This is a genomic window from Phenylobacterium sp. (assembly GCF_046290725.1).
Classification (GTDB): Bacteria; Pseudomonadota; Alphaproteobacteria; order Caulobacterales; family Caulobacteraceae; genus Phenylobacterium.
On sequence record NZ_JBKBUH010000001.1, the window covers coordinates 2,027,270 to 2,052,975 of the forward strand.

At 69.2% G+C, this 25,706-nt stretch carries 27 protein-coding genes; 16 read left to right on the forward strand and 11 right to left on the reverse strand.

Annotated features, from left to right (window positions below):
* The first annotated feature begins 168 nt into the window (after positions 1–168).
* On the forward strand, positions 169–714 hold the full coding sequence (locus ACK41C_RS10550; RefSeq protein WP_409653526.1) for a cytochrome b: 546 nt from the start codon (positions 169–171) through the stop codon (positions 712–714).
* A gap of 19 nt (positions 715–733) precedes the next feature.
* Here ACK41C_RS10550 and ACK41C_RS10555 read toward each other — a convergent pair whose 3' ends face one another.
* The 4 genes from ACK41C_RS10555 to ACK41C_RS10570 form a co-directional block, all read right to left on the reverse strand.
* Entirely contained in the window at positions 734–1,120 is a 387-nt protein-coding gene (locus tag ACK41C_RS10555) for a VOC family protein (RefSeq protein WP_409653529.1), read from the reverse strand.
* A 29-nt stretch (positions 1,121–1,149) separates the two neighbouring features.
* Positions 1,150–1,722 (reverse strand): TetR/AcrR family transcriptional regulator, encoded by a 573-nt coding sequence (locus tag ACK41C_RS10560; RefSeq protein ID WP_409653531.1) that lies wholly within the window; start codon positions 1,720–1,722, stop codon positions 1,150–1,152.
* A 64-nt stretch (positions 1,723–1,786) separates the two neighbouring features.
* Positions 1,787–2,461, reverse strand: a complete 675-nt coding sequence (locus tag ACK41C_RS10565) for a nitroreductase (RefSeq protein WP_409653534.1) — start codon at positions 2,459–2,461, stop codon at positions 1,787–1,789.
* Positions 2,462–2,526: 65 nt separating this feature from the next.
* Complete coding sequence (locus ACK41C_RS10570) at positions 2,527–3,387, reverse strand: hypothetical protein (RefSeq protein WP_409653536.1); 861 nt, start codon at positions 3,385–3,387, stop codon at positions 2,527–2,529.
* Positions 3,388–3,728: 341 nt separating this feature from the next.
* On the opposite strand from ACK41C_RS10570, the gene ACK41C_RS10575 reads away from it, so the two are divergent.
* The 3 genes from ACK41C_RS10575 to ACK41C_RS10585 all read left to right on the forward strand — a co-directional run bounded on the left by ACK41C_RS10575 (position 3,729) and on the right by ACK41C_RS10585 (position 7,257).
* Entirely contained in the window at positions 3,729–5,216 is a 1,488-nt protein-coding gene (locus ACK41C_RS10575) for a methyl-accepting chemotaxis protein (RefSeq protein WP_409653539.1), read from the forward strand.
* A gap of 2 nt (positions 5,217–5,218) precedes the next feature.
* Positions 5,219–5,680 (forward strand): chemotaxis protein CheW, encoded by a 462-nt coding sequence (locus tag ACK41C_RS10580; RefSeq protein ID WP_409653542.1) that lies wholly within the window; start codon positions 5,219–5,221, stop codon positions 5,678–5,680.
* A gap of 119 nt (positions 5,681–5,799) precedes the next feature.
* Entirely contained in the window at positions 5,800–7,257 is a 1,458-nt protein-coding gene (locus ACK41C_RS10585) for a serine hydrolase domain-containing protein (RefSeq protein WP_409653545.1), read from the forward strand.
* Between the two features lie 22 nt (positions 7,258–7,279).
* Here ACK41C_RS10585 and ACK41C_RS10590 read toward each other — a convergent pair whose 3' ends face one another.
* Positions 7,280–8,113, reverse strand: coding sequence for a flagellin (locus ACK41C_RS10590; protein WP_409653547.1), 834 nt, complete (start codon positions 8,111–8,113; stop codon positions 7,280–7,282).
* Between the two features lie 220 nt (positions 8,114–8,333).
* Between ACK41C_RS10590 and ACK41C_RS10595 the strand changes: the two genes are divergently transcribed.
* The gene (locus ACK41C_RS10595) at positions 8,334–8,780 is read left to right on the forward strand and encodes a cupin domain-containing protein (RefSeq protein WP_409653549.1); all 447 of its coding nucleotides are present in this window, start codon (positions 8,334–8,336) and stop codon (positions 8,778–8,780) included.
* A gap of 15 nt (positions 8,781–8,795) precedes the next feature.
* Here ACK41C_RS10595 and ACK41C_RS10600 read toward each other — a convergent pair whose 3' ends face one another.
* Complete coding sequence (locus tag ACK41C_RS10600) at positions 8,796–9,224, reverse strand: ester cyclase (RefSeq protein WP_409653552.1); 429 nt, start codon at positions 9,222–9,224, stop codon at positions 8,796–8,798.
* Between the two features lie 23 nt (positions 9,225–9,247).
* Positions 9,248–10,006, reverse strand: a complete 759-nt coding sequence (locus ACK41C_RS10605) for an MBL fold metallo-hydrolase (RefSeq protein WP_409653555.1) — start codon at positions 10,004–10,006, stop codon at positions 9,248–9,250.
* Between the two features lie 101 nt (positions 10,007–10,107).
* Between ACK41C_RS10605 and ACK41C_RS10610 the strand changes: the two genes are divergently transcribed.
* Entirely contained in the window at positions 10,108–10,701 is a 594-nt protein-coding gene (locus ACK41C_RS10610; RefSeq protein WP_409653557.1) for a TetR/AcrR family transcriptional regulator, read from the forward strand.
* An 83-nt stretch (positions 10,702–10,784) separates the two neighbouring features.
* Positions 10,785–11,246, forward strand: coding sequence for an N-acetyltransferase family protein (locus tag ACK41C_RS10615; protein ID WP_409653560.1), 462 nt, complete (start codon positions 10,785–10,787; stop codon positions 11,244–11,246).
* 77 nt (positions 11,247–11,323) lie between these two features.
* Here ACK41C_RS10615 and ACK41C_RS10620 read toward each other — a convergent pair whose 3' ends face one another.
* On the reverse strand, positions 11,324–11,854 hold the full coding sequence (locus ACK41C_RS10620) for a VOC family protein (RefSeq protein WP_409653563.1): 531 nt from the start codon (positions 11,852–11,854) through the stop codon (positions 11,324–11,326).
* 91 nt (positions 11,855–11,945) lie between these two features.
* Between ACK41C_RS10620 and ACK41C_RS10625 the strand changes: the two genes are divergently transcribed.
* Both ACK41C_RS10625 and ACK41C_RS10630 read left to right on the forward strand, forming a co-directional pair.
* The gene (locus ACK41C_RS10625; protein ID WP_409653566.1) at positions 11,946–12,695 is read left to right on the forward strand and encodes a carbon-nitrogen hydrolase family protein; all 750 of its coding nucleotides are present in this window, start codon (positions 11,946–11,948) and stop codon (positions 12,693–12,695) included.
* 118 nt (positions 12,696–12,813) lie between these two features.
* Entirely contained in the window at positions 12,814–13,836 is a 1,023-nt protein-coding gene (locus ACK41C_RS10630; RefSeq protein WP_409653568.1) for a DJ-1/PfpI family protein, read from the forward strand.
* 4 nt (positions 13,837–13,840) lie between these two features.
* Here ACK41C_RS10630 and ACK41C_RS10635 read toward each other — a convergent pair whose 3' ends face one another.
* Both ACK41C_RS10635 and ACK41C_RS10640 read right to left on the reverse strand, forming a co-directional pair.
* Entirely contained in the window at positions 13,841–14,260 is a 420-nt protein-coding gene (locus ACK41C_RS10635; protein ID WP_409653571.1) for a YciI family protein, read from the reverse strand.
* 160 nt (positions 14,261–14,420) lie between these two features.
* Positions 14,421–14,945: an FxDxF family PEP-CTERM protein gene (locus ACK41C_RS10640; protein WP_409653574.1), complete on the reverse strand. Its 525-nt coding sequence runs from the start codon at positions 14,943–14,945 to the stop codon at positions 14,421–14,423.
* Positions 14,946–15,128: 183 nt separating this feature from the next.
* Here ACK41C_RS10640 and ACK41C_RS10645 point away from each other — a divergent pair, with 183 nt between their 5' ends.
* Positions 15,129–16,805, forward strand: coding sequence for a DEAD/DEAH box helicase (locus ACK41C_RS10645; RefSeq protein WP_409653577.1), 1,677 nt, complete (start codon positions 15,129–15,131; stop codon positions 16,803–16,805).
* Positions 16,806–16,855: 50 nt separating this feature from the next.
* Positions 16,856–17,275 (forward strand): VOC family protein, encoded by a 420-nt coding sequence (locus ACK41C_RS10650; protein ID WP_409653580.1) that lies wholly within the window; start codon positions 16,856–16,858, stop codon positions 17,273–17,275.
* A 4-nt stretch (positions 17,276–17,279) separates the two neighbouring features.
* Here ACK41C_RS10650 and ACK41C_RS10655 read toward each other — a convergent pair whose 3' ends face one another.
* The gene (locus ACK41C_RS10655) at positions 17,280–18,869 is read right to left on the reverse strand and encodes an amidase (RefSeq protein WP_409653583.1); all 1,590 of its coding nucleotides are present in this window, start codon (positions 18,867–18,869) and stop codon (positions 17,280–17,282) included.
* Between the two features lie 144 nt (positions 18,870–19,013).
* On the opposite strand from ACK41C_RS10655, the gene ACK41C_RS10660 reads away from it, so the two are divergent.
* From ACK41C_RS10660 to metH, 5 genes are all read left to right on the forward strand, one after another.
* The gene (locus tag ACK41C_RS10660) at positions 19,014–19,988 is read left to right on the forward strand and encodes an ArsR/SmtB family transcription factor (RefSeq protein WP_409653585.1); all 975 of its coding nucleotides are present in this window, start codon (positions 19,014–19,016) and stop codon (positions 19,986–19,988) included.
* The gene (gene metF, locus ACK41C_RS10665) at positions 19,985–20,908 is read left to right on the forward strand and encodes a methylenetetrahydrofolate reductase [NAD(P)H] (protein ID WP_409653587.1); all 924 of its coding nucleotides are present in this window, start codon (positions 19,985–19,987) and stop codon (positions 20,906–20,908) included. The genes ACK41C_RS10660 and metF overlap by 4 nt, the downstream gene beginning before the upstream one ends.
* 64 nt (positions 20,909–20,972) lie before the next feature.
* A complete protein-coding gene (locus tag ACK41C_RS10670; protein WP_409653589.1) occupies positions 20,973–22,034 on the forward strand; it encodes a homocysteine S-methyltransferase family protein in 1,062 nt (353 codons plus the stop codon).
* On the forward strand, positions 22,034–23,029 hold the full coding sequence (locus ACK41C_RS10675; protein WP_409653592.1) for an ATP-grasp domain-containing protein: 996 nt from the start codon (positions 22,034–22,036) through the stop codon (positions 23,027–23,029). Before ACK41C_RS10670 ends, ACK41C_RS10675 begins: the two co-directional genes overlap by 1 nt.
* Positions 23,026–25,677 (forward strand): methionine synthase, encoded by a 2,652-nt coding sequence (gene metH / locus ACK41C_RS10680; RefSeq protein ID WP_409653596.1) that lies wholly within the window; start codon positions 23,026–23,028, stop codon positions 25,675–25,677. Before ACK41C_RS10675 ends, metH begins: the two co-directional genes overlap by 4 nt.
* The last annotated feature ends 29 nt before the right edge of the window (positions 25,678–25,706 follow it).

Genomic DNA, 25,706 nt, shown 5'->3' on the forward strand with positions numbered 1-25,706 from the left:
GCTTCTCGCACCGCATAGGTGAGCCTCAGGGTTATATACGCGCGAGAGAGCGAGTTCCCCGCGGGCCGCTGTGTTTCGTGCGGTCACCCTCCCGACCGGCTCCGTGACAAAGATCAAGGCGGTGAATCGCGCGAGGCGGAACTTGGCGGAAATCTGCGGGAACAGCCGATGCCTTTCGCCAATACTCGCCAAGCCTACGGCTGGGTCGCCATCGCCTTGCACTGGATTTCGGCGGGGGGCGTGATCGCCCTCTATCTCCTCGGAGAGCGAATGGAGGAGGCCTCGGATCGGGCCGAACGGCTCGCCGCGCTGGACACGCACGTTTCGGTCGGCCTGCTTCTCTTCACCTTCCTGGCTGCGCGCCTGATCTGGAGCTTCTCGCAGCCGCATCCGGAATCCCTGGAGCGGAACCCATGGCTGCGCCGCGCCGCCCTTGGGGTTCACCTGCTCTTCCTGCTGATGATCCTGTTGCTCATCGTCAGCGGGCCGCTGACCGTCTGGTCGGCCGGTCGCGACCTGGCGGTTTTCGACTGGTTTACAATCCCGAGCCCCACCGGGCGCGTCGACTGGCTTCATGAAGCCGGAGAGGTGGTCCACAAGGCCGCCTCCAAGCTCTTCTGGCCTCTCATCGCCCTGCACGTTGCGGGGGCTCTGAAACATCTGGTCGTCGACCGCGATCGCACGCTGATGCGCATGCTCCGGGCGCGCGGCTGATCCTCTCGCGGAACGCGCTCTAAGCCCGGGCCGCCGGCTGGAACAGTTCCACGAGATTGCCGGCGGGGTCTTCGGCCAGGATCTGGGAGCCGCCGGGGCCGACGACGATGTCGTTGCGGAAGTGGACGCCGTCGGCCCGAAGGCGTTCGACCTCCGTGGGCAGGTTCTCGACGATCACCTGGAAGCGGTTCCAGCCGCCCGGTTCGGGCTGGCGGCCGTCGGGCATCGGGCGGCCGGCGGAACTGCCCCGGCCGCTCAACAGCAGACGAAGGGGGCCGCGCTCCACCGCCGCGAAGGCCGGGGAGGCGTTGGGCAGGGGTCGGAAGCCGAAGTGGCGGACATACCAGTCCACGCAGGCCTGCACGTCGCCGACCATGTACCTGACATTGATCGGGGTCTCGCTCATCGGGGGCTCCTTCTCTCAGGTCGGGCGCTTCAGGGGGCGAGGGTGCGCCGAAGCAGGTTCTGCAGGGCGGCCAGCATGGCTGTGCGCTCGGCGCCGAAAGCGATCGCGTCGGCGGCTTCGTGGATGGCGGCGAACAGGAGGCGCGCCGTGGGCTCCGGATCGACCGCTCCGAAGGCCGCAGCTTCCTGGCCAGCGCGGATCACCGCCGACAGCCGCAGGATCGCGTTGTCGGCCAGCGGCCGGCGCTCGGCGAAGTCGGAATGGAACACCGCCTCGCCGACCCCGCGGCGCGAGAGGGTGAAGTCGATGAAGGCGGCGGCCTGGGCCTCGACAAGACCCGGCCAGTCGATCGGCCCTTCGATTTCCGTCGGCAGGGGATGAGCGGCGTCGAACTCGGCCACCAGCCGGTCGCGGACCGCCTCGAGCAGATCGTCCCAGGTCGGGAAGTAGAGGAAGAAGGTGCCCTTGGCGACGCCCGCCTCGCGGGCAACGTCCTCCACGCGAACCCGGGCGCCGTCAGCCTGCAACAGGCGCTCGGCGGCCTGGATGATCTCCAGCTTCCGCGCTTCGGGATGTAGGCGACGCCGTCGCGGCTTGCCCATGGCACAATCCTAATGACCTAAGGTCATTAGTTACTGACCTCTGGTCAGTGTCAAGCGGCGGCGGTCAGAATCCCCGGAAGGTCGCGAACTCTTCCAGCGGCGCGCGCTCGGCGCGAACCTGGTTGACCGGCGCCTCCAGGTCGGCGTGACCCAGGGCCACGGCGCAGAACAGCATCAGCTCCTCAGGCATGCCGAGATGGGCGCGCACGGTCTTGGGCCACAGGGACCAGGCCTCCAGAGGGGCGGTGTCCAGTCCCTCGGCCCGGGCGGCGAGCATCAGGGTCTGGAGGAAAATGCCGAGATCCGCCCATTGGGGCGGACCCATGCTGCGGTCGACGGCGAGGAACAGGCCCACCGGCGCGCCGAACAATTCGAAGTTGGCGGCGACCTGACGCATGCGGCCTTCATGGTCGTCGCGGGCGACACCCAGGGCGGTATAGAAGGCTTCGCCGTTGCGGAAGCGGCGTCCGGCGTAGGGCTCCTTCAGGTCGGGCGGATAGATGGCGTACTCGATCTCGCCCTCGAAGAACTGGCCGGCGGCTGTATGGGCTCGGACCGCGGCCTTCAAGGATTCCAGCGCCTCGCCGGCGAGCGCCCAGACATGCCAGGGCTGAAGGTTGCCGCCAGAGGGGGCGCGGCCGGCCAGGCGCAGGATGTCGGCGACCTTTCCCAGCGGCACGGGCGTGGGCCGGAAGGCGCGGCAGGTAAATCGGGTCTGCACCGCCTCGCGTACGTCCATAGGCGCCTCCCCCGATTGCGCAGGCGCACGCTGGCGTGGCTGCGGACTCTCCGCGTTGACGCCCGTCAAGCGTCCTTTCGCGTCGCTTTCAGGCTGACGAGCAACTGACGAAGGTCGCCGCGATTGCGCTCGACCAGCCGGCGAAGCCGTTCCGGCGGGAGGGCGAGGGGCTGCGCGACGAGACCGCCCGGCTCTGCACGGGCGTAGCCGTTGCTTACGAATCGGGCCGCCTTGCGGCGCACCGTCTCGCGCGGCAGGCCCAGTTCCTCTGCGAGCGTCAGGGCTGGAACCGGGCGGCGCAAGGCGTCTGGGACCACGCCTTCGAGCGTCGTGCGGTCGGACGAGGGATCGAGGTGACGCAGGTTGCCCCGCAGCAGGGCCAAGTAGATGAGCGCCGCCTGCACCCCGCCCTGCGAGAGCGCGCGTGCATCTTCGAGAAAACGGAGCATGAAGGCGCTCGTCACCCGCGTCGTCGCATGCGCGTGCAAACCGCGCGGGGTGGAGATCGCCTGGGCGTCGGCGACGCCGAGCTCCGTCAGGTCGCGACATAGCTGGACGGTCAGCAGCAGATTTTGGTGGATCGCGTGCTGGACGTCCGGCTCGCCCAGACGCTCGGGCCGGACAAGCAGCCCTGCGGACGTTTCTTCCAGAAAGTTGAGTTCCACCAGGCGTTTGACCTTCCGTCGCACTGTTTCGCGCGGAATGTCCATGGACACGGCCAGGGCGTAGGCCGTGATCGGTCGCCGCAGTTCACGGGAAACCGGTCCGGAACGCGCGCCAAAAGCTTTCTGCTCGCGGAGGTGGCTGAGGTTGGCGAGATTGACGGTCTCGAGCGTCAGCGCCGCCACGAGGTCCTCGTCGAAGAGCGATCGCATCAAGGCGGCGCGGTCCAGCACATATGCAATGGTGCGGCGGAGGACGAGCATCTCGATTTATCGGAAGGGCTGACCCAGTGGCCGTGGCGGCGAGACCCCGCCTGCGACACGATAACGCTGTTCTACCGAGAGTGGAGGGGTTTCCATTCGTCTAGCCATGGTAGGTAAAACACCGAGTATATCGTAGAAAAATGGCCGACAATCTGGGAGACTTGAACCTATTCTTCTGGCTAGGTGCGCTTAAATACCCATTTTGGGGCGCGACATATTCGCGGTAGAGGCCCAAATTAACGGCCAGTTTACAACGTTCTCCACAACCATCTCCGCGAGGCAAGTATTTCGCCTGTCCGAAATAATCAATCTCGGGCGGCGGTTTGCGAGGAGAGATCGGAATGCTGTTCGCCAAACGCGGCGCGGCGGGCGCGGAGACCGAGCGCCTGGAGGAACTGGCCGCCCAGGTCGCGGCCATGGAGCGGTCGCAGGCTGTCATCGAGTTCAAGCTGGACGGCACGGTGATCCGCGCCAACCAGAACTTCCTGAGCGCCCTGGGTTACGACGCCGTAGAGGTGGAGGGGCGCCACCACAGCCTGTTCGTTCCGCCGGAGGAGGCGGGCGGCCAAGCCTATCGCGACTTCTGGGCGACGCTGAACCGCGGGGAGTTCGTGGCCGCCAAGTTCCGCCGGATCGGCAAGGGCGGGCGCGAGGTCTGGATCCAGGCTTCATACAATCCTGTCCTAGACAAAACTGGCAAGCCCTACAAGGTGATCAAGTTCGCCACCGACGTGACCGAGGTGGAGACCGAGCGCGCCAACCGCGAGGTCGAGCGCCGCAAGGCGGCGGCGGAGCTGGCCGCGGTGGTCCAGGCCCTGGGCGAGAGCCTGAACCGGATGTCGAAGGGCGACCTGACCGCCCAGATCGCCGCCGATTTCCCCGGCGAGTACCAGCGGATCAAGGACGACTTCAACGCCGCTCTCGGCGCCTTGTGCGAAGCCATGGCCTCGGTGGCCGACAGCACCGGCGCCCTGCGCGGCGGCGCTCAGGAGATCGCCACGGCCTCGGACGACCTCTCCCGCCGCACCGAGCAGCAGGCTGCAAGCCTCGAGGAGACCGCCGCGGCGCTCGATCAGATCACCGCCACCGTCAAGCGGAGCGCCGAAGGGGCCAAGCAGGCCTCCGGCGCCGCCTCGGCGGCCAAATCCGACGCCGAACGTTCCGGCGCCGTGGTCGGCGAGGCTGTGGCCGCCATGGGCGAGATCGAGGGCTCGTCGAAGCAGATCGGCCAGATCATCGGGGTGATCGACGAGATCGCCTTCCAGACCAATCTGCTGGCCCTCAACGCCGGCGTCGAGGCCGCCCGGGCGGGTGATGCGGGTAAGGGCTTTGCGGTCGTCGCCCAGGAGGTGCGGGCTCTGGCCCAACGCTCGGCCGAGGCCGCCAAGGAGATCAAGACGCTGATCTCCTCGTCCAGCGCCCAGGTGGAGCGCGGGGTGAAGCTGGTCGGCGAAACAGGCCAAGCGCTGTCGGGCATCGTCGCCAAGGTCACGGAGATCGATGGTCTGATCTCGGAAATCGCTGCGTCCGCCCAGGAACAGGCGACCGGCCTCCATCAGGTGAACACCGCCGTCAATCAGATGGACCAGGTGACCCAGCAGAACGCCGCCATGGTGGAGGAGGCGACCGCCGCCTCGGCCACGCTGAAGGCCGAGGCCGAGCAGCTGGCGGCCCTTGTGGGCCGGTTCGAAGCCGGCGTGAGACGCATTCCCGCTCCTCAGCCTGCACGGTCGTCGCCCAATCCCGTGGCTCAGATGCAGACGCGCTTGAAACGGGCGGTGGGCGCGCCCGCTCCGGCGCCCGTGGACGACGGCTGGCAGGAGTTCTGACCATGGACGAAACCCAGCATTCCGGCGCCCAGGTGGAGCTGATCTCCTTTGAGATCGCCGGTCAGGAATTCTGCATCGACATTCGTTCCGTGCGCGAAATCCGCGGCTGGACGCAGGCCACGCCCCTGCCGCATACCCCCAGCTACGTGCTGGGGGTGATCAACCTGCGCGGAGCCGTGATGCCCGTGCTCGACCTGCGCGACCGGCTGGGCCTGGGGCGAACCGAAGCCTCCAGCCGGCACGTGATCGTGGTGGTGAACCACGGCGAGCGGACGGCGGGCCTGCTGGTCGACGCCGTGCAGGAGACCTTCGTCGCCGAAGAGGCCTCCATGCAGCGCCCGCCGGAGCTGGAAGCCGCCGGCGAGGCCAATTTCGTCGATTCCATCCTGCCCCTGGATGGCCGGATGCTGAGCCGGCTGGTGGTGGAGCGCCTAATGCCCGCAGACACCCGCGCGGCGGCGTGAGGGACGCGTCCCGCAGAACCCGCTGCCCGCGCTTCCAAGCACTTCAGAACGCACGCATCGGTTGACTGGAGCGTCCGATCTGCACCTAAGCTCGTTCAAAATCGAACGGGAGATGTCGGATGGGGCGATGGATGATGGCGGCGACCCTGGCGCTGCTCGCTAGTCAGGTCGCCTGGGCTCAGGCGCCGGCGGAACTTCCGCCCGCCCGCCCGACCAATGCGCAAGCCCAGGCCTTCGCCCGCCTCTATGTCGAAGCGATCAACAGCGACGAAGGGATCGAGGCTTTCCTCGAGCACGACGCGGAGGGCGCGCCGGAGCGGGCGATAAGGGGCTTCTTCCAGGACCAGAGGTGGATCGGCGGCGGAGCGGAACTGGTGGGGGCGAGGCTCGCTCTTGGAAATCCAGCCGTTGTGCAGGTGGCGCTGCGCACCAAACTCTACGGCGCCCTTCAAGGCGTCGAGCTGACGCTTGGGGGAACGCCGGATCCCAAGGTCACCTACCTCGACCTGACGCCCGTGCCAGACTGGGCGGTCGGGCCCTCTTCACGCCGCAGCCGCGAAGAAGTTGCGGCGCGGATCGCCAAGCTGGTCGAGACCGGATGCCGGGCTGAGCGTTTTTCCGGCGCGGTCTTGGTGGCGGCCGGCGAAGAGGTGCTGGTGCAGAGCGCCTGCGGCGAGGCCTCCCGCCGCTATCATGTTCCCAATGCCGTGAGTACGCGCTTCAACCTCGGTTCGATGGACAAGATGTTCACCGCCGTGGCGGCGATGCAGCTGATCGAAGCCGGTCGCTTAAGGCCAGAGGCCACCCTTGACCGTTATCTGGATGCGACCTGGCTGGAGCCGGACGTCGCCCGCCAGGTGACGGTCTGGCAGCTCATGACCCACACGAGCGGCCTTTCGCCCGACATCGTCAGCCTCGCCGAAGACCAGCCGCGGGCGCGATACCGCGAACTCGGCGATTACAAACCGCTGGCGCGTCGCGTGGGGCTTTCTTCCTCACCGGGAACCCGGTTCGAGTACAGCAACACCGGCGTTCTGCTTCTGGGCGCTGTGATCGCGGCGGCCTCGGGTGAGGACTACTACGACTATGTCCGCGATCATGTCCTGGCGCCCGCCGGGATGAGCTTAACCGGCAGCATTGCGGCCGACGATCCTGTCGAGGACGTCGCCGTCGGATACATGCGGGCTCCAGCGGCGCCATATGGATGGCGGGAGAATACGGTGCGCAATTTCCTGCGCGGAATACCGGCCGGCGGAGGCTATTCCACCGTCGGAGACATGCACCGCTTCGCTATGGCGCTTCAGGGCGGCAAGCTGGTCTCCCAGGCCTCTCTCGAGCGGCTCTGGGCGGATCCCCAAGGTTACAACTATGGGGCGGGGTTCGAGGTCAACCGCGGCGGCGTCGGCTCCGCCGTGGGACACTCAGGCCTCTACGGCGGAGTCAGCACGCGCATGCGCATCTATCCCGATCTGGGCTATACCGTGGTGGTGCTGGCCAATATTGATCGGGCGGCCCCGCCGCTCGTGGACGCCATCGAAGGCGAGTTGTTGGCCGCACCGCCAGCTTCCGATCCGTAAGCGGAGCGGTTCGCCTCGAACCCTAACCCCGCCGGAACAAGGCCAGCAGCAGCGACGGCGCCTGGTTGGCGATGCGCAGGGCTTCGATGGCGAGCTGCTGCTTGGTCTGCAGGGCGACCAGGCGGGCGCTTTCCTTGCCGAGGTCGGCGTCCACCAGATTGCCGACGCCGGAATCGATGGTGTCCTGCAGCTTCGCGACGAAGCCCAGGTGGCGGTCCAGGCTCTTGCCGCCGACGCCCAGCTTGGAAAGCGCGCCGGAGACCGCCTGGATCGCCGCGTCGATCGCCGCGATGTCGGCCGAACCGACGGCGCCTGTCAGGCTGGTGCGCGTGCCGGAGACCGCGGCTCCGCCGGTAGAGAGATCCACGTGAGCCACGTCAATGGTCATGCCGCCGCGGGCGTCGGCGAGGGCCTTCACCCCGCCCCCGCCGCCGGCGGCCACCAGGTTGACCCCGTCGAAGGTGGCCGAGCCGGCGATGCGGTCGATCTGCGCCCGCAGGGCGACATATTCGTCGCTGAGCGCCTGTCTGGAGGCGGAGGTCAGGCCGGCCTCGGTGGCGGCCAGAACCTTTTCCTTCATCTGCATCAGGATGTCGGAGATCGCCTCGCCGGCGTTGAGCGCCACCTCGACCACGGCCTGGCCGCGCTGAAGCGAGTTCTTCACCGAGTCCAGGGACTTGGATTCGGCGCGCATGTTCTGGGCGATGGCCCAGACGGCGGGATTGTCCTTGGGGCCGGCCACCTTCAGGCCGGTGGCGATGCGGGCGCGTACGGTCGCAAGCTCGCCGTTGATCCCGTTGAGGGCCTGCAGGGCGATCATGGCGCCGATGTTCGTATTGATGCTGTTGATCGGCATCCCGAACGGTCCGCTTCCAGGGGCGGTCGACCGGTGGGGCGTCCGCAGGGCGTTATGCCCCGGGCGGAGGATGAGGCGGTTCGGGTTAGCGGGCGGTTAGCAAGGGCGGCCTCTTCGGCGCCGGGGCGGTTCAGTTCCTGAACTGGACGCCCTTCGAGGTCGCCCTAGGCTCCCAGGACACGATCCGAAAGCCGGACACGATCCGAAAGGAAGGCCACCCATGTCGCCTACAGTGATACCCGCCGCCGCCCTTCTCCTGCTGGCCGCCGGGGCCTCGTCGGCCGCCGAGCCGCCGCTGGCCGTCCGCGTCGAGGACCCCGCCCTGGCCTGGGGCGCCTGTCCGCCCGTCTTCCCCACCGGGTGCGAGATCGGCGTGCTGCACGGTGATCCGTCCCAACCTAACGCCGACGTATTCCTTCGCGTCCGCGGCGGGCAGGCCCTGCCGGCCCATACCCACACCTCCGCCGAGCGGATGGTCCTGGTCGCAGGCCGCCTGCGCGTGAAGTATCGGGGCGCCGCCGAAACGGTTCTGACGCCGGGCATGTACGCCTACGGCCCCGCCGGCCTGCCGCATCGCGCCGCCTGCGAAGGCGATGCGCCGTGCGTCCTCTTCATCGCGTTCGAGGGGCCGGTGGACGCGACGGCGCACTCCGGATCGCTGGACTGAGCGGCCGAGGTCGGGCTAAGCCGCCTGCATCAGGCCCACCTGGGTGAGTAGGGCGAGTTCGTCGAGCTGCAGCCAGGTTTCCGCGATCAGGCCGTCGGCCATGCGGTAGAGCGCCATACCCTCGAAGCTCACCCGCCGGCCGGTGGGAGGAGCCCCCGCGAAAGGACCGGTGTGGTCCACCGCCACGCCAAACCTCACCGCGACGAGCCTCTCGTCGGCCACCAGGCTGTGCACCTCGAAGGCCATGTTCGAGAAGGCGAGCCCGAACGTCTCGAAGAACGCTCGATAGCTGTCCAGGCTGTCGGGATCGGCGCCACCCGGAAAGCCGTGGGTGACGATCGTCGGACTTACGGTCTGTTCGATGACGGAAAGGTCGCCGCCGTGGGTCCCGGCCAGGAAGCGGCGGACGGCGGCTTCGTTGCGGCGGACGATGGCCAGATTCATGAGTGTCTTCTCCTTCAGAGGGTTCATGCGGCTGCGGCGCGCGGCGCGCGGGATGCTTGCTGCGCTGTTCGGGCGGCTTCGAGCAGGGCGGCGGTCATGTCTCGGGCGGGGGGGAGGTGGGCGGACAACACCGTCCGCGGGGATAGCTCGGCGACCTGCGCCAAGGCGCGTTCGAAGCGCGCCGGATCCAGATCGCCGAGCCATGGGGTGTCGAGCCGCGCCCACACCGCCATGCCCTGGGCCAGCGCGGCCTCGCCCAGGCTGTCCGCTGGGGCGGCGGCCACGGCGCCGAACGCGTCGGCGCAGAACAGAAGGCCGTTATCCCGGTCGGCCAGCCCTATGGTCTCCGGCGCGTCGAAATAGGGCGGTCGCACGGCGGTGACCGTCCTGGCGCCCAGGGCGAGCGTCTCGCCGGCCTCTACGACCTGGATCCGCTCCGGTGAGACGCCGGACAGGCCGAGCTTGCCGGCGCCCAGGAAGGTCGTGACCAGCCGGGCCTCCGGCGCGGCGGAGAGGAGCTCGCCCAGCGCTCCGGTGTGGTCCGGATCCATGTGGGTGAGCCAGATCCAGCGCAGGCGCTCCGGCGCGATAAGCGTCCTCAGCGCCGCCACGAAGGGCTCGGCAAGCACGCCGACGCCGGCGTCCACAAGGATCGGCTCGCGATCTTCTATCAGGAAGGCGTTGGCGGGCAGCACGCCCATTCCGGGAACCGGCAGCCAGGCGGGAAGCACGGCTACGCCGTCGGCGGCTTCGAAGGGCGCGTGCATCTGCGGTGGTTGCATCTCAAAAATCCCACTTTCAGTGAACAAATGTGTTCATTGATGTGGCGTGTAGACGCTCGCACGCTTCTTGTCAAATTCCACTGAACAGATATGTTCTTTGAATGCCCAGGGCCTACACGAAGCGTCAGCGCGCGGACTCCGAAGCCGCCACAAGGGCGCGGATCGTCGAAGCGACCATGTCGCTACACGAAGAGCTTGGGCCGCGGCGCACCACGATCAGCGCCATCGCCGAACGGGCCGGCGTGCAGCGCCTGACCGTCTACCGGCACTTTCCGGACGAGACGGCGCTGTTCCAGGCCTGCACGTCCTGCTGGCTGGAGCGCAATCCGCCCCCGAGCCCGCCCGCGGCGGATTCGGCGGATTCGGCGGATTCGGCGGAGGCGCCGGAGACGCGATGCGAGGCGCTGTTGACGGCGCTCTACGGCTACTTTCGGCGAACCCGCGGCATGTGGACTGTCTCGTTCCGCGACGAGGCCGTGACTCCAGCCGTGCAGGAGCCGATGGCGCAGTTCCGCGCCTATCTCGCCGGGCTGGCCGACGAATTGGAGGCCGCATTTGGTGCGCCCAGCCGACTGCGGCGGGCTGCGCTCGGCCACGTCGTCATGTTCTCGACCTGGGCCGATCTGGCCGAACAGGGCCTGGATGATCCTACGATGGCGCATCTCGCTACGACCTGGGTGCTGGCGAGTTCGTAGTCAGCGGTCAGGCGGCGGGCTCGCGGCTGGCCGGCCGGCGCGAAGCGGGGCAAAGGTCGGGCGGCGCAGGAGCGGGGGAACCGATGAGCGGACAGTCGGGCGTCGTCTACGAGCTTTGGGCCGGCGGGGCGGCGGCGGCGGCCGAGCCGTTGCTGGCGCTGGCTCGCGCCGTGTTCGCCGATTTCGACGACGCCTATCTCCTGGGCCGCCTGCCGCTGGCGATCGACCCGATGCTGTGGCTGGCGCGCGAAGGCGAGGCTTGGGTCGGCTTCAAGCTCGGCTATCGGCGCGGGCCGGACCTGCTCTATTCCTGGCTGGGCGGGGTGCATCCGCGAATGCGCGGCCGCGGCGTCGCCTCGGAACTGATGGTCCGCCAGCACGATCAGGCCGCCAAGCTGGGCTACCGCTGGGTGGAGACCCGCACCCGGGCGGCCAACAACGCCATGATCGTGCTGAACCTGCGCCACGGCTTCCAGGTGGCGGGCTTCGAGAGCGACCCGGGCGGCGCGCCGGTGGTGATCCAGCGCAAGCGGCTCGGGGACTGAAGCGCCGCGCTCAGCTGTCCCCGGCGCGCGGTGCGATGCCTATAGCCGTTCCGACTGGGCCGGGGCGCGGGCCCAGGTCACCGCACCTCGCGGATGGGGTCGGAGCCGTCCCAGTCGGTGGCGGCGCGGCGGATGTGCGCGAAGAACCGGCCCTTGTTTCCGCTGATGTCGGAGAGCTCAACCACAGCGCCGGGGTGGGGACCCTCGGTGTCGAAATAGGCGAAACGGCCCTGCTCCCCGCCGATCCGCCCTTCGTGGCCGACCGTGTAGCCGAGGGCGAGCGCGCGGTCGTAGGCGGTCTGGAAATCCTCGGTCCAGTAGGCCACGTGCTGAAGTCCCTCGCGCCCGGCGTCGAGGAACTCGCGATACATGGACGGCGCGTCGTTGCGCGGCTGGATCAGTTCGATCTGCAGGTCGCCGGAATTGGCCAGAGCGATGCTCATCTCCACGGGCGAGTCGACGCCCCGATGGCGGAAATAGTCGGTCTTGACCCGCTCGACATAGAACCAGGGGCCGACTCCCACCGCCTCGATCCAGTGGCGCATGCCCGCCTGGATGTCGCGCACCACATACCCGTTCTGACGGATCGGCCCGAAAATCCGGCTCATCTGTCCTCTCCCGCGAGACGTCCCTGGACGGTGGTATCCCATCCGCGCGATCGGCGTCGAGGAACCGATCGAGCAAGGCTAAGCTTTCCCGATGAACCCGATCAAAATCGCCGCGGCCCAGACGCCCGAATTTCGAGAGGACGTCGAAGGCGCGCTTGCCTGGGCCGTCAGGGCGGCGGCGCAGGCGAGGGGGCGTGGTGCGGCGCTGCTGTGCTTTCCGGAAGGCTTCCTGCAGGGCTACCTGACCGAGGAGGGACCGGCCCGGCGCTGGGCGCTGGATCTGACCTCGGAGGAGTTCGCGGCGGTGGCGGCCCGGTTTCCCTCTGACGGCCCTGTGGTGGTGCTCGGCCTGATCGAGGCGGAGGGCGAGCGGCTCTTCAACACCGCTGCTGTGATCGCCGGCGGCCGGCTGGCCGGGCGCTACCGGAAGGCGCACCTGCTGGCCGGCGAGCAGGCGTTTACGCCGGGAACCGAGGCCGGGGTCTTCGCGGCCGGCGGCCTGAGCTTCGGGATCAACATCTGCAACGACACCAACTTCCCGCAGGCGGCGCGCAAGGTGGCGGACACCGGCGCGCGGCTGTTGGCCTGCCCGGCGAACAATATGATGCGGTATGCGACGGCCGAAGCCTGGAAGCACAGGCACAACGCCGTGCGGGCCGAGCGCTGCAAGGAGGCGGGGCTGTGGCTGATCTCCGCCGACGTGACCGGCGAGCGGGACGGCCGGGTCGGATGGGGGCCGACCGCGGTGATCGATCCGCAGGGGAAGGTGAGGACGCAACTGCCTCTGGGCGAGCCGGGGCTGCTGGTGTTCGACCTGCCGGGGAAGGACGAAGCCGCCTAGGCGCGGAAGCATGTCGGTTTTTGCGGGATGTCCGTCATTTCGGCCAGACCCGCGCCGCGGTAGTTTCGAGGCCGGACACCACGGAGCGCCGCCCCCGGGCGGCCGGGAGAATCGAACGATGCGCGCCCTTATCGCAGGCTTCGTCCTGGCGCTCGCCCTGACGGGCGGGGCTGCGGCCAAACCCTTCGTGGCCATCCTCGCCGACGGGCGGGGAACGGTCGCCACCGACCTTCTGGCGCCCTACGCCATCCTCGCCGAGAGCGGGGCGGTGGAGGTGAAGGTGGTCTCCGCCGACGCCGAGCCGGTGCGCCTCACGCCCGGCTATGCCTGGGTGGCGCCGCAGATGACCCTGGCCGAGCTAGAGCCCCTGCGGCCGCAGGGGCCGGACGTGGTGATCGTGCCGGCGTTCGAGGTGGAGGACGATCCCGCCCGGGCGGCCTGGCTGCGCGACCAGTTGCGCCGAGGCGTCAGGATCATGTCGATCTGCAACGGCGCCCGGACGTTGGCGGCGGCCGGACTGCTGGACGGGCGGCAGGCGACCGTCCACTGGTTCAGCCGCAGCCGGTTGGCCAAGAAGCATCCGACGACGACCTGGCGGACTGACGTCCGCTGGATCGCCGACGGGCCGATCGTCACGACCGCCGGGATCAGCGCCGGGGAGCCGGCCACACTGAATCTTCTCCGCGAGCTTGCCGGCGAGGAGGTCATGAGGGAGACCGCCCAGCGCCTGGGCCTGCCGCTTCCCGATCCGCGCCACCGGGGCGAGGACTATCGCCTGACCCTGCGGGGCATGGGGCTGGTGGTGGGCAACCTGGCGGCCTTCTGGCGCCGCGAGGACGTGGCCGTGCCGCTCTCGGCCGGCTTCGACGAGATCGCCTTCGGCACGGCCATCGACGCCTGGTCGCGGACCTATCGATCCACCGCCTGGGCGACGGGGGCGCCCAGCACGGTCTCGCGTCATGGCCTCGCCGTCTATCGCAGCCGCGGCCTGCCGGACCGGTTCGATCGGGAGGTCGCCCTGCCGGGGCCGGACGTCATGGCCCGGACCTTCGCCCAGGTGCGGTCGGCCTATGGCGAGCCGACCGCCCGGTTCGTGGCCCTGCAGTTCGAGCACCCCTACGGCGCGGTCAGCGCCTGGTAGGGCTTCAGGCTTCGAGCTGCTGGCGCAGGCGCTCCTCGCGCTCGATGAGTTCGGGAGTCATGGCCTCGCCGAAGTCCTCGGCCTCGAACACCGGCCGGATTTCGAGTTCGCTGGGTCCCGGCATCGGATTGGGGCAGCGCTTGGCCCAGGCCACGGCCTCGTCCATGTCCTTCACCTCCCAGATCCAGAAGCCGGCGACCAGTTCGTCCACCTGGCCGAAGGGGCCGTCGATCACCTTGCGCTCTGCGCCGTCGAAGGCGATGCGCTTGCCGCGGGAAGAGGGATGCAGGCCCTCGCCGCCCTTCATGATCCCGGCGGCGGCCAGCTCCTCGTTGTACTTGGTCATGGCCTCGATCAGCTCGGTCGAGGGCATGGCGCCCGCCTCGCTGTCGGCGGTGGCCTTCACGAAAACGATCACACGCATCGGTCGATCTCCTTGCTGGACGAGGCCGGAGCGGCCTCTTCGATCCTAGGACGAACCGAGGCGGGGCGAGCCGACAGCCCTATGAAATTTTTCCGGAGACCCGAAATGCGGAGACGCCGCCGGCGCAGGCCGACGGCGTCTTGGCGTCCGTGCGCCGGCCTCAGGCGAAGGCGAGATGCTCGGAACGGCGCCGACGCAGGGCCGCGCCGGCGAGGCCGAAGCCCGCGATCATCATCGCCCAGGTGGCGGGTTCGGGAATCGCGGCGGAGGGGAAGAAGGTGAGCGTGCCGGCATAGGAGCCGTTGCCGCCGCTGGTCCCGCTGACGATCAGCTGCTGCATGCCGCCCGTGACCAGGAGGTCGTTCAGGAAGCGGAATTCGACCTGTCCGGTCGACCCGATCTGGAACTCGGCGCCGTTCAGGGTCACCGAGGTGAAGTCGATATCGTTGAAGATGCTGGTCTGGAAGGAGGAGGAAATCGTCCCCCCGGCGATCCCATTCGAGGGCCACATAAAGTTGTAGACGTCGCTGAAGGCGCCGCCGGCGATGCCCTCATGCTTGAACGCCCCGGAAATCGAGCCGTCGGCAGCAGGGCTCGCGAAATTTATGACGTGCGCCGCATGGGCGGCCGGGGCCGCAGCCGTCATCGCAACGGCCGCGGCGGCCGCCATAAGCAACTTCTTCATGAAAACAACCTCCCAGGACACGTCCCTCGTGTGGAGGCGAACAAAGTTTCGCCCCATTCGGTTCCGGCGAGCATGCGGTCCTCTTGTCTCTGCGAAGGGGGGCCTGTGCAGGCGCCCAAACCCTGCTAAGGGCTGCGCGCTCACCGTCCGAGGCCGCCATGCGCCTGGGCCAAGAGGAGTCCCATGCCGTTTTCCCGCACCCATCCCGCGCTCGAGCGGGCGCTCGCCGCGCAAGGCTATGGCGAGCCGACGCCAGTCCAGGCCGCGGTGCTGGAGGCGTCGGCCGGCGCCGACCTTCTGGTCTCCGCCCAGACGGGCTCGGGCAAGACGGTGGCCTTCGGCCTGGCCCTGGGCGCCGGGTTGCTGGGCGACGCGCCGGCCTTCGGCGCTGCGGAAGCCCCGCTGGCCCTGATCGTGGCGCCGACCCGGGAGCTGGCGCTGCAGGTGAGCCGCGAACTCGCCTGGCTGCTGGGCGAGGCTCAGGCCCGGGTGGTCACCTGCGTCGGCGGCATGGATGCGCGGCGCGAGCAGCGGGCGTTGGCGGCCGGCTCGCACATCGTCGTCGGAACGCCCGGGCGCCTGCGCGATCACCTTGAGCGTGGGAACCTCGACCTCTCGGCTCTGAAGGCCGTGGTGCTGGACGAGGCCGACGAGATGTTGGACCTCGGTTTCCGCGAAGACCTGGAGGAGATCCTCGACGCCACGCCGGCTGAGCGGAGGACCCTGCTGTTCTCGGCCACCATCAGCCGGGAGATCGCCAGCCTGGCGCGGCGGTATCAGCGCGACGCCGTGCGGATCGATACGGTTCGGCGCGACGAGCCGCATCGGGACATCGAGTACCGCGCGATCCGCGTCGCTCCGACCGAGGTCGAGCATGCGGTGGTCAATGTGCTCCGCTATTTCGACGCTCCGGCGGCGCTCGTCTTCTGCGCCACCCGCGAGGCGGTGCGCCACCTCTACGGTTCGCTGCGGGAGCGGGGATTCAGCGCCGTGGCGCTGTCGGGCGAGCTCAGCCAGAAGGAGCGGTCGGACGCGCTTCAGGCTCTGCGCGACGGGCGCGCCCGGGCCTGCGTGGCGACGGACGTGGCGGCGCGGGGGCTCGACCTGCCGGCGCTCGACCTCGTGATCCACGCCGACCTGCCGCAGAACAAGGCGACCCTCCTGCACCGCAGCGGCCGGACCGGCCGGGCAGGGCGCAAAGGGGTGTCGGTGCTGCTCGCGCCCTACAACCGTCAGCGCAAGGCCGAGCAGCTGCTGGCTTCGGCTCAGATCGCCGCCGAATGGTCGGGGCCGCCCATGGCCGACGAGATCCGCGCCCGCGACCAGCAGCGGCTGGTCGAGAGCCCGATCCTGCAGGACGCGCCCACCGACGAGGACCTGGCCCTGGGTCGCAAGCTGCTGGAGGGCAATGCGCCCGAAGTGGTGGCCGCCGCCCTGGTGCGGCTCTACCGCTCGCGCCTCCCCGATCCGGAGGAGGTGTTCGACCCCGGCGCGGCCGCGCCCTCGCCGCGCGAACGCCCCAAGCGGGAGCCCTACGCCAAGCGGGAGGGCGGCGGGGTCTGGTTTCGGATGCCGGTGGGACGCAAGAACAACGCCGATCCGAAATGGCTGATCCCGCTGATCTGCCGTCGCGGCCACGTGACCAAGAAGGACATCGGCGAGATCCGGATTGGAGATCGCGAGACACGGTTCGAGATCGCGCCGGAGGCGCAGGCCCGGTTCGCCGCGGCGGTGCGCGAAGCGGGCGAGGCCGACATCCGCATCGAACCGGCCGGCGCGCCCGACTTCGATCGCGCGCCGCCACGCCACAAGCCCGGCCGAGGCGGTCCGCCGCCGCGTCGCAAGCCGAAGCGGGCCTAGCTTCGCCGCAATCGCCTCCTATCTGGAGAGGAGCCCAAGGAGGCTTCCTCATGTTCCGCGCCCTCGCCGTCTGCCTTTCCACGCTGTTGTCCTCCGGAGGCCCCGACGACGGCGAGGCTGAGCGCCTGGTGTTGCGGCCCGAGCAGCCGGTGATGGCGGCCGCCAATCTGGAGGACGCCCGGCGCTGGTACGGCGAGGTGCTGGGCTATCGTGCGAGCGGCGAGGGGCGGCTGGCCCGCCAGGGCTACGCCTTCGAGCTGGTGCAGGGCGCGGCGACCGAGCCTGCGGCCTTCGAAGTCGACGACATTGCGCGCCTGGAGGCGACGCTGAAGGCGAAGGGCGCGCAGGTGCTCTCCGGCCCCGTCTGGCGGGCCGAGTCGGTGCGCTACGAGCTGAAGGCGCGGGGGCCGGACGGCGCGCCGATCGCCTTCTACGAACGTTTCGACTGGTGGGGCGACGACAAGGCCTGAGGTTTCACCGCGCCGGATCGTAGGCCGCGGCGATGTCGGGGCGGGTGTTGACGGTCGGGGCGAAGGCGGGCGCCACCCGCGCCTTCGTCGCCTGTTCGAAGGCGTAGCCGAGCGCCAGCAGTCGCGCTTCCGACCAGGCGGGGCCGATGAAGGAAATCCCCACCGGAAGTCCGCTCACCTCGCCCATGGGCACGGTCAGATGCGGGTAACCGGACACCGCGGGCAAAGTGGAGGGGGAGCCCAGCCAGCGGCTTCCGTTCACCGGGTCGACCACTGAGGCCGGACCGCCCGACGGCGCGACGATGGCGATCGCATCGGCCTGCGCCAGCATCCGGTCGATCCCCTCGGGACCGGCGAGCCGGGGCCCGTCCGCCCGGGCCTTCACATAGGCGGGATCGTCGAGGCCGGCCGAAGCTTGCGACTGTTCGAAGAGTTCCTGGCCGAACAGGGGCGTCTCCCGCGGCTCGGCGCGGTTGAAGGCGATGAGGTCCGCCAGCGTCCGGGGCTTCACCCGGGCCGGATCGGTGGAGGCGAGATAGGCGGCCACGCCGGCCTTGAACTCGGTCTTGAGGACCAGGTCCTCGGCGGCGCTGACGGCGGCGAGATCGGGCGGCGGCAGGTCGATCAGGATCGCGCCCTGGGCCTTCAGCACCTCAAGGGTCTTCTCGAACAGGGCGTCGACGGGATGGTTGCGGCCGGCGGGGCCGCGCAGCACGCCCAGGCGCGCCCCGCGCAGGGCTCCGGCGTCGAGGGCGGCGAGATAGTCGCTCTTCCGGGCGTCGGCCTCGGCCGTCGCCGGATCGGCAGGATCGGAGCCCGCCAGCGCGGTCAGCAGGGCCGCGGCGTCGGCGACCGAGCGGGTCATCGGGCCGGCGGTGTCCTGGCTGGCCGAGATCGGGACCAAATGGGTGCGGGAGACGAGCCCGACGGTCGGCTTGAGGCCGACGATTCCGTTCATGGCCGCCGGGCAGGTGATGGAGCCGTCGGTCTCGGTGCCGATGGCTCCCGCCGCCAGGGCCGCCGCCACGGCGGCGCCGGAACCCGAGGAGGAGCCGCAGGCCGAGCGGTCGAGCGCATGGGGATTCCGCACCAGGCCGCCCAGGGCGCTCCAGCCGCTGATCGAGCGGGTTGAGCGGTAATTGGCCCATTCGGAGAGGTTGGTCTTGCCCAGCACCACCACGCCGGCGTCCTTCAGCCGAGCGACAAGCGGCGCATCGCGGCCAGTGACGTTGTCCTTCAGCGCCAGAGAGCCGGCGGTGGTGGCCGTGCCGTCGGCGCTGTCGATATTGTCCTTGATGAGGACGGCCACCCCGTGCAGCGGCCCGCGCACCCGGCCGGCGGCGCGTTCGGCGTCGAGTCGGCGGGCGTCCTCCAAGGCGTGAGGGTTGAGGGCCAGCACGCTGTTGAGTTTCGGCCCGGCCCGGTCGAGGGTCTCGATACGCTGCAGATAGAGGCGCGCCAGGGACTCGGCGCTGGCGCGGCCTTCGCGCATGGCTTGCTGCTGGTCGGCGAAGCCGGCGAAAGCCAGGTCATCCTGCGCGGCGGCGGGCGCGGCCAGGCCGAGCGTCGCGAGACAGGCCAGAACAACACGCATGGACGCCCCCCTCGATCATCGCGGCTATTGGCGGCAAGCCTGGCATTTGTGGCAAGAGGCGGCGGACCGGCGGGCATGGTATGCTGAGCTGACAGGCGTCGCCGTTCACTTGACATAAAGACATAAAGATATCTTTATGTGCCAATGGCGCTCTCGATGGAACAGGCGGTGGATGTCTTGCGCGCGGCGGGGGAGCCGACGCGGCTGCGCATCCTGGCGCTGCTGGAGCGCGAGGAGCTGGCGGTGCTGGAGCTCTGCCGGGTGCTGGACCAGAGCCAGCCGCGCGTCTCCCGTCACCTGAAGCTTCTGGCCGAGGCCGGGCTGGTCGAACGCTTCCCCGACGGGGCCTGGGTGTTCTATCGCCTGACGGCCGGCGGCGAGACCCAGGCCCTGATCGCCCAGCTTCTCGACCTGATCGAGCCGGACGACCCGGTGCTGACCCGTGACGCCGAACGGCTGGAGGCGGTGCGCGCCGAGCGCTCGGCCGAGGCCGGAGAATACTTCGCCCGCAACGCCGCCCGCTGGGACGAAATCCGCTCGCTCTATGTCTCCGAAACCGCGGTGGAGGCGGCGATCCTGAAGGCGGCGGGAGCGGGGCCGTTCAAGCGGCTGGTGGACCTGGGCTCCGGGACCGGGCGGATGCTGACCCTGCTGGGGCCGAAGTCGGACCAGGCCCTGGGGCTCGATCTCTCGCAGCAGATGCTGAACATCGCCCGCAGCCACGTGGCCGAGGCGGGGCTGGAGCGCTGCGAGCTGCGGCACGGAGACATCTTCGGCACGCGGCTGCCGGATCGGAGCGCCGACCTCGTGGTGGTGCATCAGGTGCTGCACTATCTGGCCGATCCGGCCGCGGCGGTGCGCGAGGCCGCGCGCCTGGTGGCCGAGGGCGGCCGACTGCTGATCGTCGACTTCGCCCCGCACAAGCTGGAGTTCCTGCGCGAGCAGCATCAGCACCGTCGTCTGGGCTTCGCCGACGGCGAAATGGAGCGGTGGCTCCAGGAGGCCGGGCTTTCGAAGGTGGAGGTCGCGGGCCTGCCGCCGCCGAACGGCGCCGAAGGCCTGACCGTGAAGATCTGGGCCGCCGCGCGCGGCCGCGAAAGCCAAAGGAGCGCCGCATGACCACCGCACTCGGACCGGTCGCCCGCGCGGGGGCCGGCCTTGGGCCGCGCCCCTCCGTCTCCTTCGAGTTCTCCCCGCCTAAGACGCCGGAGGCCGAGGCGAGCCTTTGGGAGGCCATCCGCCGCCTGGAGCCGCTGAACCCCGCCTTCGTGTCGGTGACCTACGGCGCCGGCGGCTCGACGCGCGAGCGCACCCACCGCACGGTGGTGCGTATGCTGAAGGAGACCCGCCTGAAGCCCGCCGCGCACCTGACCTGCGTCGAGGCCTCCCGCGGCGAGGTGGACGAGGTGGTGCGCGAATACTGGGCCGCCGGCATCCGGCACATCGTGGCCCTGCGCGGCGATCCGCCGGGCTCGCTGGGCGGGGTCTATACGCCGCGCGCCGACGGCTACGAGAACGCCACGGAGCTCACGCGCGGGATCAAGGCCGTGGCGCCCTTCGAGGTCAGCGTCAGCCTGTATCCGCAGAAGCATCCCGAGAGCCCGTCCATCGATCACGACATCGACGTGCTGAAGGCCAAGATCGACGCCGGCGCGACCCGGGCGATCACCCAGTTCTTCTACGACATCGACGCCTTCCTGTTCTTCATGGACAAGGTGCGTAAGGCGGGCGTGACCATTCCGATCTCGCCGGGGATCATGCCGGTTTCGAACTTCAAGGGCCTGAAGAAGATGGCCGCGCCCTGCGGCATTCCGCTGCCGAGCTGGCTGGGCAACCTGTTCGAAGGCCTGGACAAAGACCCGGAGACCCGCCGCCTGGTGGCCGCTTCGGTCGCGACCGAGATGTGCGCGCGCCTGGCCGAGGAAGGCTATTCCGACTTCCATTTCTACACGCTCAACCGGGCCGATCTCGTCTATGCGATCTGCCGCGTGATCGGCGTGCGGGAGGTTCCGACGGAGCCCCAGGAGGCGGCGGCGTGAGCAAGCTCTTCTTCAGACGTCCCTCAAACCGGGAGGCGTCAGAGTTCAGCAGGGAGTTCCTGTCATGACCCGGCAAGAACGCATCGCCGCCCTCAAGGCGGCGGCCAGGGAGCGCATCCTGATCCTGGACGGCGCCTGGGGCGTCATGATTCAGAAGCTGGGCTTGGCGGAAGCCGATTATCGCGGCGAAGCCTTCAAGGACGTGGGCGCCGAGCTGAAGGGCAACAACGACCTGCTCTGTGTGACGCGGCCCGACATCATCGCCGACCTGCACGACCAGTATTATGCGGCGGGCGCCGACATCTCCGAGACCAACACCTTCTCGGCCACCACGATCGCCCAGGCCGAGTACGAGTGCGGTCACGCCGTCCGTGACATCAACTTCCAGGGCGCCAGGATCGCCCGGGAGGTGGCCGACCGCTGGACCGAGAAGGAGCCGCACAAGCCGCGGTTCGTGGCCGGCTCGGTCGGGCCGCTGAACAAGATGCTGTCCATGTCTTCCGACGTGAACGATCCCGGCGCGCGCCTGGTCACCTTCGAGGAAGTCTACCTGGCCTATCGCGAGCAGATGATCGCCCTGCACGAGGGCGGCGTGGACCTGTTCCTGATCGAGACCATCACCGACACGCTCAACTGCAAGGCCGCGATCAAGGCGATCCTGGACCTGGAGGATGAGGGCTACGAGCCTTTGCCGATCTGGATTTCTGGCACGATCACCGACCGGTCGGGCCGCACCCTGTCGGGCCAGACCGTCGAGGCGTTCTGGAACTCGGTGAAGCACGCCAAGCCGTTCGCCATCGGCCTGAACTGCGCCCTGGGCGCAGAGCTGATGCGGCCGCACATCGCCGAACTCGCACGCGTGGCCGATACGCTGGTCTCGGCCTACCCGAACGCCGGCCTGCCCAACGCCATGGGCGAGTACGACGAGCAGCCGCACGAGACCGGCCATCAGCTGCACGAATGGGCCGAACACGGCCTGGTCAACATCCTGGGCGGCTGCTGCGGCACCACTCCGGACCACATCCGGCACGTCGCTGAAGCGGTGAAGGGCGTGAGGCCCCGTCAAATCCCGGAACGGCCGCGCGCCATGCGGCTGGCCGGGCTGGAGCCGTTCGAGCTGGCGTGATGCGTAGGACAATCCTGTTCGGCGGGGTGAACCGCGAGCGTCTGGTCTCCGTCGCCAGCGCCCAGGCGCTCTCGGCCGCCCTGCCGGAGGCCGAGCTCTGGTACTGGGCGCCGGGCGGCCAGGTGCATGCGGCCGACGCGGCCGCCCTGGCGGCGCACCAGCGGCCGTTCGAGATCGATTTCCCGGCGACGGGCGCGCCGATCGGCTCCATCGAGGCCGCTCTGGACCGCGCCGCGGCCGAGCGGCGGGTCCTGGTGCTGGCCCTGCACGGCGGCGCCGCGGAGAACGGCGACCTGGGCGTTCTGTGCGAGGTGCGCGGCGTCGCCTTCACCGGCTCCGGCGCGGCCGCGAGCCGGCTGGCCTTCGACAAGGCGGCGACGAAAGCCGCGGTTGCCGAGGCGGGGGTGAAGGCGCCCGGCACGGTCTCCGTCGAGACGGCGGCCGAGGGGCTGGCCCGCTACGGCCGACTGGTGGCCAAGCCCGTGGCGGAAGGCTCCAGCTACGGCCTGATCTTCGTGAGTTCGGCGGCGGATCTTGAGACCCTGGCCAAGGCCGCCGAGCGCGAGGCCTATCTGGTCGAACCCTTCATCGCCGGGGCGGAGGCGACCTGCGGCGTGCTGGAGCGGGCGGACGGCTCGCTGGTCGCTTTGCCGCCGGTGGAGATCCGCCCCGCGGAGGGCGCGTTCGACTACAAGAGCAAGTATCTGGCCGCCGCCACCCAGGAGATCTGCCCGGCCACCTTCGCGCCGCCGATCAACGCCGCCCTGCAGGACGCCGCCCTGAAGGCGCATCGCGCGGTCGGCGCGCGGGGCTATTCCCGTTCGGACTTCATCGTCACGGGCGATGGCGTGGTGTTCCTGGAGATCAACACCCTGCCGGGCCTGACCAAGGCCTCGCTCTATCCCAAGGCGCTGGCCGCCCAAGGGATCGAGTTCGTCGACTTCCTCGAAGGCCAGATCGCGCTGGCGCAAGCGCGTGCGGCGGAGACCCCATGAGACCCGTCTTCATCAATATCGGCGAGCGGACCAATGTCACGGGTTCGGCCAAATTCCGGAAGCTGATCGCCGAAGGCGCTTACGCCGAAGCCCTGTCCGTCGCCCGTCAGCAGGTCGAGGCCGGCGCCCAGGTCATCGACGTGAACATGGACGAGGGTCTGCTGGATTCAGTCGCGGCCATGCGGACCTTCCTCAACCTGATGGCCGCCGAGCCGGACATCGCCCGGGTCCCGGTGATGATCGATTCCTCCAAGTGGGAGGTGATCGAGGCCGGCCTGCAGTGCGTGCAGGGCAAGGCGATCGTCAATTCCATCTCCCTGAAGGAAGGCGAGGCGAAGTTCGTCGAGCAGGCGAAAGCCTGCCTGCGCTACGGCGCGGCCGTGGTGGTCATGGCTTTCGACGAGGTGGGCCAGGCCGACACCGCCGACCGCAAGGTGGAGATCTGCGAGCGCGCCTATCGGATACTGGTGGACGAGGTGGGCTTCCCGCCCGAGGATATCATCTTCGACCCCAACATCTTCGCCGTGGCGACGGGGATCGAGGAGCACGACAACTACGCCGTCGACTTCATCGAGGCGACGCGGCGGATCAAGGCGAAGCTGCCGCACGCCCGGGTGTCCGGCGGTGTCTCGAACGTCTCGTTCAGCTTCCGCGGCAACGAGCCCGTGCGCCGGGCGATCCACTCGGTGTTCCTCTATCACGCCATCGCCGCGGGCATGGACATGGGCATCGTCAACGCCGGCGACCTGCCGGTATATGACGAGATCGACGCCGAGCTGCGCGAAGCGGTGGAGGACGTGATCCTCAACCGGCCGCAGCGGACAAACGTCTCGAACACCGAGCGGCTGGTCGATCTTGCGCCCAAGTACAAGGGCGAGAAGGGCAAGGCCAAGGTCGTCGACCTCGCCTGGCGCGAGGCGCCGGTGGCCCAGCGGCTGGCACATGCCCTGGTTCATGGGATCACCGACTTCATCGAGGCCGACACGGAAGAGGCGAGGGCCGCCGCCGAGCGGCCGCTGCACGTGATCGAAGGCCCGCTGATGGACGGGATGAACGTGGTCGGCGACCTGTTCGGTTCGGGCAAGATGTTCCTGCCCCAGGTGGTGAAGTCCGCCCGGGTGATGAAGCAGGCCGTGGCTTATCTGATGCCGTTTATGGAGGCCGAGAAGGAAGGCCAGCCGCGGGAGGCCGCCGGCAAGATCCTGATGGCCACGGTCAAGGGCGACGTCCACGACATCGGCAAGAACATCGTCGGCGTGGTCCTGCAGTGCAACAACTACGAGGTCATCGACCTGGGCGTCATGGTCCCGGCTGACCGCATCCTGGACGAGGCGGAAAAGCACAAGGTCGACATTGTCGGCCTGTCGGGCCTGATCACGCCCAGCCTGGACGAGATGGTGTTCGTGGCGGGCGAGATGGAGCGGCGCGGCTTCGACATCCCGCTGCTGATCGGCGGCGCCACCACCTCCAAGACCCATACGGCGGTGAAGATCGAGCCGGCCTACAAGGCGGGATCGACCACCTATGTGCTGGACGCCAGCCGCGCCGTGGGCGTGGTCTCGGGCCTGCTTTCGAAGGAGGAGCGGACGCGCATCCAGGCCGAGACCCGCGCCGACTACGCCCGCGTGCGCGAGCAGTATGCGCGGGGCCAGGGCGCCCGCGCCCGGGCCAGCCTCAAGGAGGCGCGCGACAACGCCTTCACCCCCGACTGGACCGCCTACGAGCCGCCGCGGCCGAGCTTCACCGGGACCCGCAGCTTCGTCGCCTACGATCTCGCCGAACTCGCGCGCCACATCGACTGGTCGCCGTTCTTCGCCTCCTGGGAGCTGGTCGGGCGCTTCCCCCAGATCCTCGAGGATGAGGTGGTGGGAGAGGCGGCGCGCGACCTCTACCGCGACGCCCAGGCGATGCTGGAAAAGATCATCGCCGAGAAGTGGTTCGAGGCGCGCGGAGTGGTCGGCTTCTGGCCGGCCCAGAGCGTCGGCGACGACATCGTGCTCTATGCGGACGAGGCCCGCGAGACGGAGCTCGCCCGCCTGCACACCCTGCGCCAGCAGATGCCGAAGACTGAAGGCGGGCGGGCCAATGTGGCCCTGGCCGACTTCATCGCGCCCGAGGGAACGCGCCTCGACTGGATCGGCGGCTTCGCCGTCACGGCCGGCCATGGCGAACTTGAGGTCGCGCGGAAGTTCAAGGAGGCCGGCGACGACTATTCGGCGATCCTGGCCACGGCGCTGGCCGACCGCCTCGCCGAAGCCTTCGCCGAGGCCATGCACCGCAAGGTGCGCACCGAGCTCTGGGGCTATGCGCCCGACGAGCCGTTCGACATCGAGGCCCTGATCGCGGAGAAGTATCGCGGCATCCGCCCGGCGCCGGGCTACCCGGCCCAGCCGGACCACACGGAAAAAGCCACGCTCTTCAAGCTGCTGGACGCCGAGCGGCAGGCCGGGATGGCCCTGACCGAGAGCTTCGCCATGAACCCGCCGGCCAGCGTCTCGGGCCTCTACTTCGCCCATCCGGAGGCGCACTATTTCGGCGTCGGCCGCATCGAGCGCGACCAGGTGGAGGACTATGCGCGGCGCAAGGGCTGGGACCTCAAGACCGCCGAACGCTGGCTGGCCCCGATCCTGAACTACGAGCCGGCCTAGCGCCCCACATCCCGACTTGCCGACGATAA

Excerpts from the sequence above, each read along its gene's own strand:
- ACK41C_RS10550 (WP_409653526.1), top strand. The coding sequence starts at position 169 with ATGCCTTTCGCCAATACTCGCCAAGCCTACGGCTGGGTCGCCATCGCC.
- ACK41C_RS10555 (WP_409653529.1), bottom strand. The coding sequence starts at position 1,120 with ATGAGCGAGACCCCGATCAATGTCAGGTACATGGTCGGCGACGTGCAG.
- ACK41C_RS10560 (WP_409653531.1), bottom strand. The coding sequence starts at position 1,722 with ATGGGCAAGCCGCGACGGCGTCGCCTACATCCCGAAGCGCGGAAGCTG.
- ACK41C_RS10565 (WP_409653534.1), bottom strand. The coding sequence starts at position 2,461 with ATGGACGTACGCGAGGCGGTGCAGACCCGATTTACCTGCCGCGCCTTC.
- ACK41C_RS10570 (WP_409653536.1), bottom strand. The coding sequence starts at position 3,387 with ATGCTCGTCCTCCGCCGCACCATTGCATATGTGCTGGACCGCGCCGCC.
- ACK41C_RS10575 (WP_409653539.1), top strand. The coding sequence starts at position 3,729 with ATGCTGTTCGCCAAACGCGGCGCGGCGGGCGCGGAGACCGAGCGCCTG.
- ACK41C_RS10580 (WP_409653542.1), top strand. The coding sequence starts at position 5,219 with ATGGACGAAACCCAGCATTCCGGCGCCCAGGTGGAGCTGATCTCCTTT.
- ACK41C_RS10585 (WP_409653545.1), top strand. The coding sequence starts at position 5,800 with ATGGGGCGATGGATGATGGCGGCGACCCTGGCGCTGCTCGCTAGTCAG.
- ACK41C_RS10590 (WP_409653547.1), bottom strand. The coding sequence starts at position 8,113 with ATGCCGATCAACAGCATCAATACGAACATCGGCGCCATGATCGCCCTG.
- ACK41C_RS10595 (WP_409653549.1), top strand. The coding sequence starts at position 8,334 with ATGTCGCCTACAGTGATACCCGCCGCCGCCCTTCTCCTGCTGGCCGCC.
- ACK41C_RS10600 (WP_409653552.1), bottom strand. The coding sequence starts at position 9,224 with ATGAATCTGGCCATCGTCCGCCGCAACGAAGCCGCCGTCCGCCGCTTC.
- ACK41C_RS10605 (WP_409653555.1), bottom strand. The coding sequence starts at position 10,006 with ATGCAACCACCGCAGATGCACGCGCCCTTCGAAGCCGCCGACGGCGTA.
- ACK41C_RS10610 (WP_409653557.1), top strand. The coding sequence starts at position 10,108 with ATGCCCAGGGCCTACACGAAGCGTCAGCGCGCGGACTCCGAAGCCGCC.
- ACK41C_RS10615 (WP_409653560.1), top strand. The coding sequence starts at position 10,785 with ATGAGCGGACAGTCGGGCGTCGTCTACGAGCTTTGGGCCGGCGGGGCG.
- ACK41C_RS10620 (WP_409653563.1), bottom strand. The coding sequence starts at position 11,854 with ATGAGCCGGATTTTCGGGCCGATCCGTCAGAACGGGTATGTGGTGCGC.
- ACK41C_RS10625 (WP_409653566.1), top strand. The coding sequence starts at position 11,946 with ATGAACCCGATCAAAATCGCCGCGGCCCAGACGCCCGAATTTCGAGAG.
- ACK41C_RS10630 (WP_409653568.1), top strand. The coding sequence starts at position 12,814 with ATGCGCGCCCTTATCGCAGGCTTCGTCCTGGCGCTCGCCCTGACGGGC.
- ACK41C_RS10635 (WP_409653571.1), bottom strand. The coding sequence starts at position 14,260 with ATGCGTGTGATCGTTTTCGTGAAGGCCACCGCCGACAGCGAGGCGGGC.
- ACK41C_RS10640 (WP_409653574.1), bottom strand. The coding sequence starts at position 14,945 with ATGAAGAAGTTGCTTATGGCGGCCGCCGCGGCCGTTGCGATGACGGCT.
- ACK41C_RS10645 (WP_409653577.1), top strand. The coding sequence starts at position 15,129 with ATGCCGTTTTCCCGCACCCATCCCGCGCTCGAGCGGGCGCTCGCCGCG.
- ACK41C_RS10650 (WP_409653580.1), top strand. The coding sequence starts at position 16,856 with ATGTTCCGCGCCCTCGCCGTCTGCCTTTCCACGCTGTTGTCCTCCGGA.
- ACK41C_RS10655 (WP_409653583.1), bottom strand. The coding sequence starts at position 18,869 with ATGCGTGTTGTTCTGGCCTGTCTCGCGACGCTCGGCCTGGCCGCGCCC.
- ACK41C_RS10660 (WP_409653585.1), top strand. The coding sequence starts at position 19,014 with ATGGCGCTCTCGATGGAACAGGCGGTGGATGTCTTGCGCGCGGCGGGG.
- metF (WP_409653587.1), top strand. The coding sequence starts at position 19,985 with ATGACCACCGCACTCGGACCGGTCGCCCGCGCGGGGGCCGGCCTTGGG.
- ACK41C_RS10670 (WP_409653589.1), top strand. The coding sequence starts at position 20,973 with ATGACCCGGCAAGAACGCATCGCCGCCCTCAAGGCGGCGGCCAGGGAG.
- ACK41C_RS10675 (WP_409653592.1), top strand. The coding sequence starts at position 22,034 with ATGCGTAGGACAATCCTGTTCGGCGGGGTGAACCGCGAGCGTCTGGTC.
- metH (WP_409653596.1), top strand. The coding sequence starts at position 23,026 with ATGAGACCCGTCTTCATCAATATCGGCGAGCGGACCAATGTCACGGGT.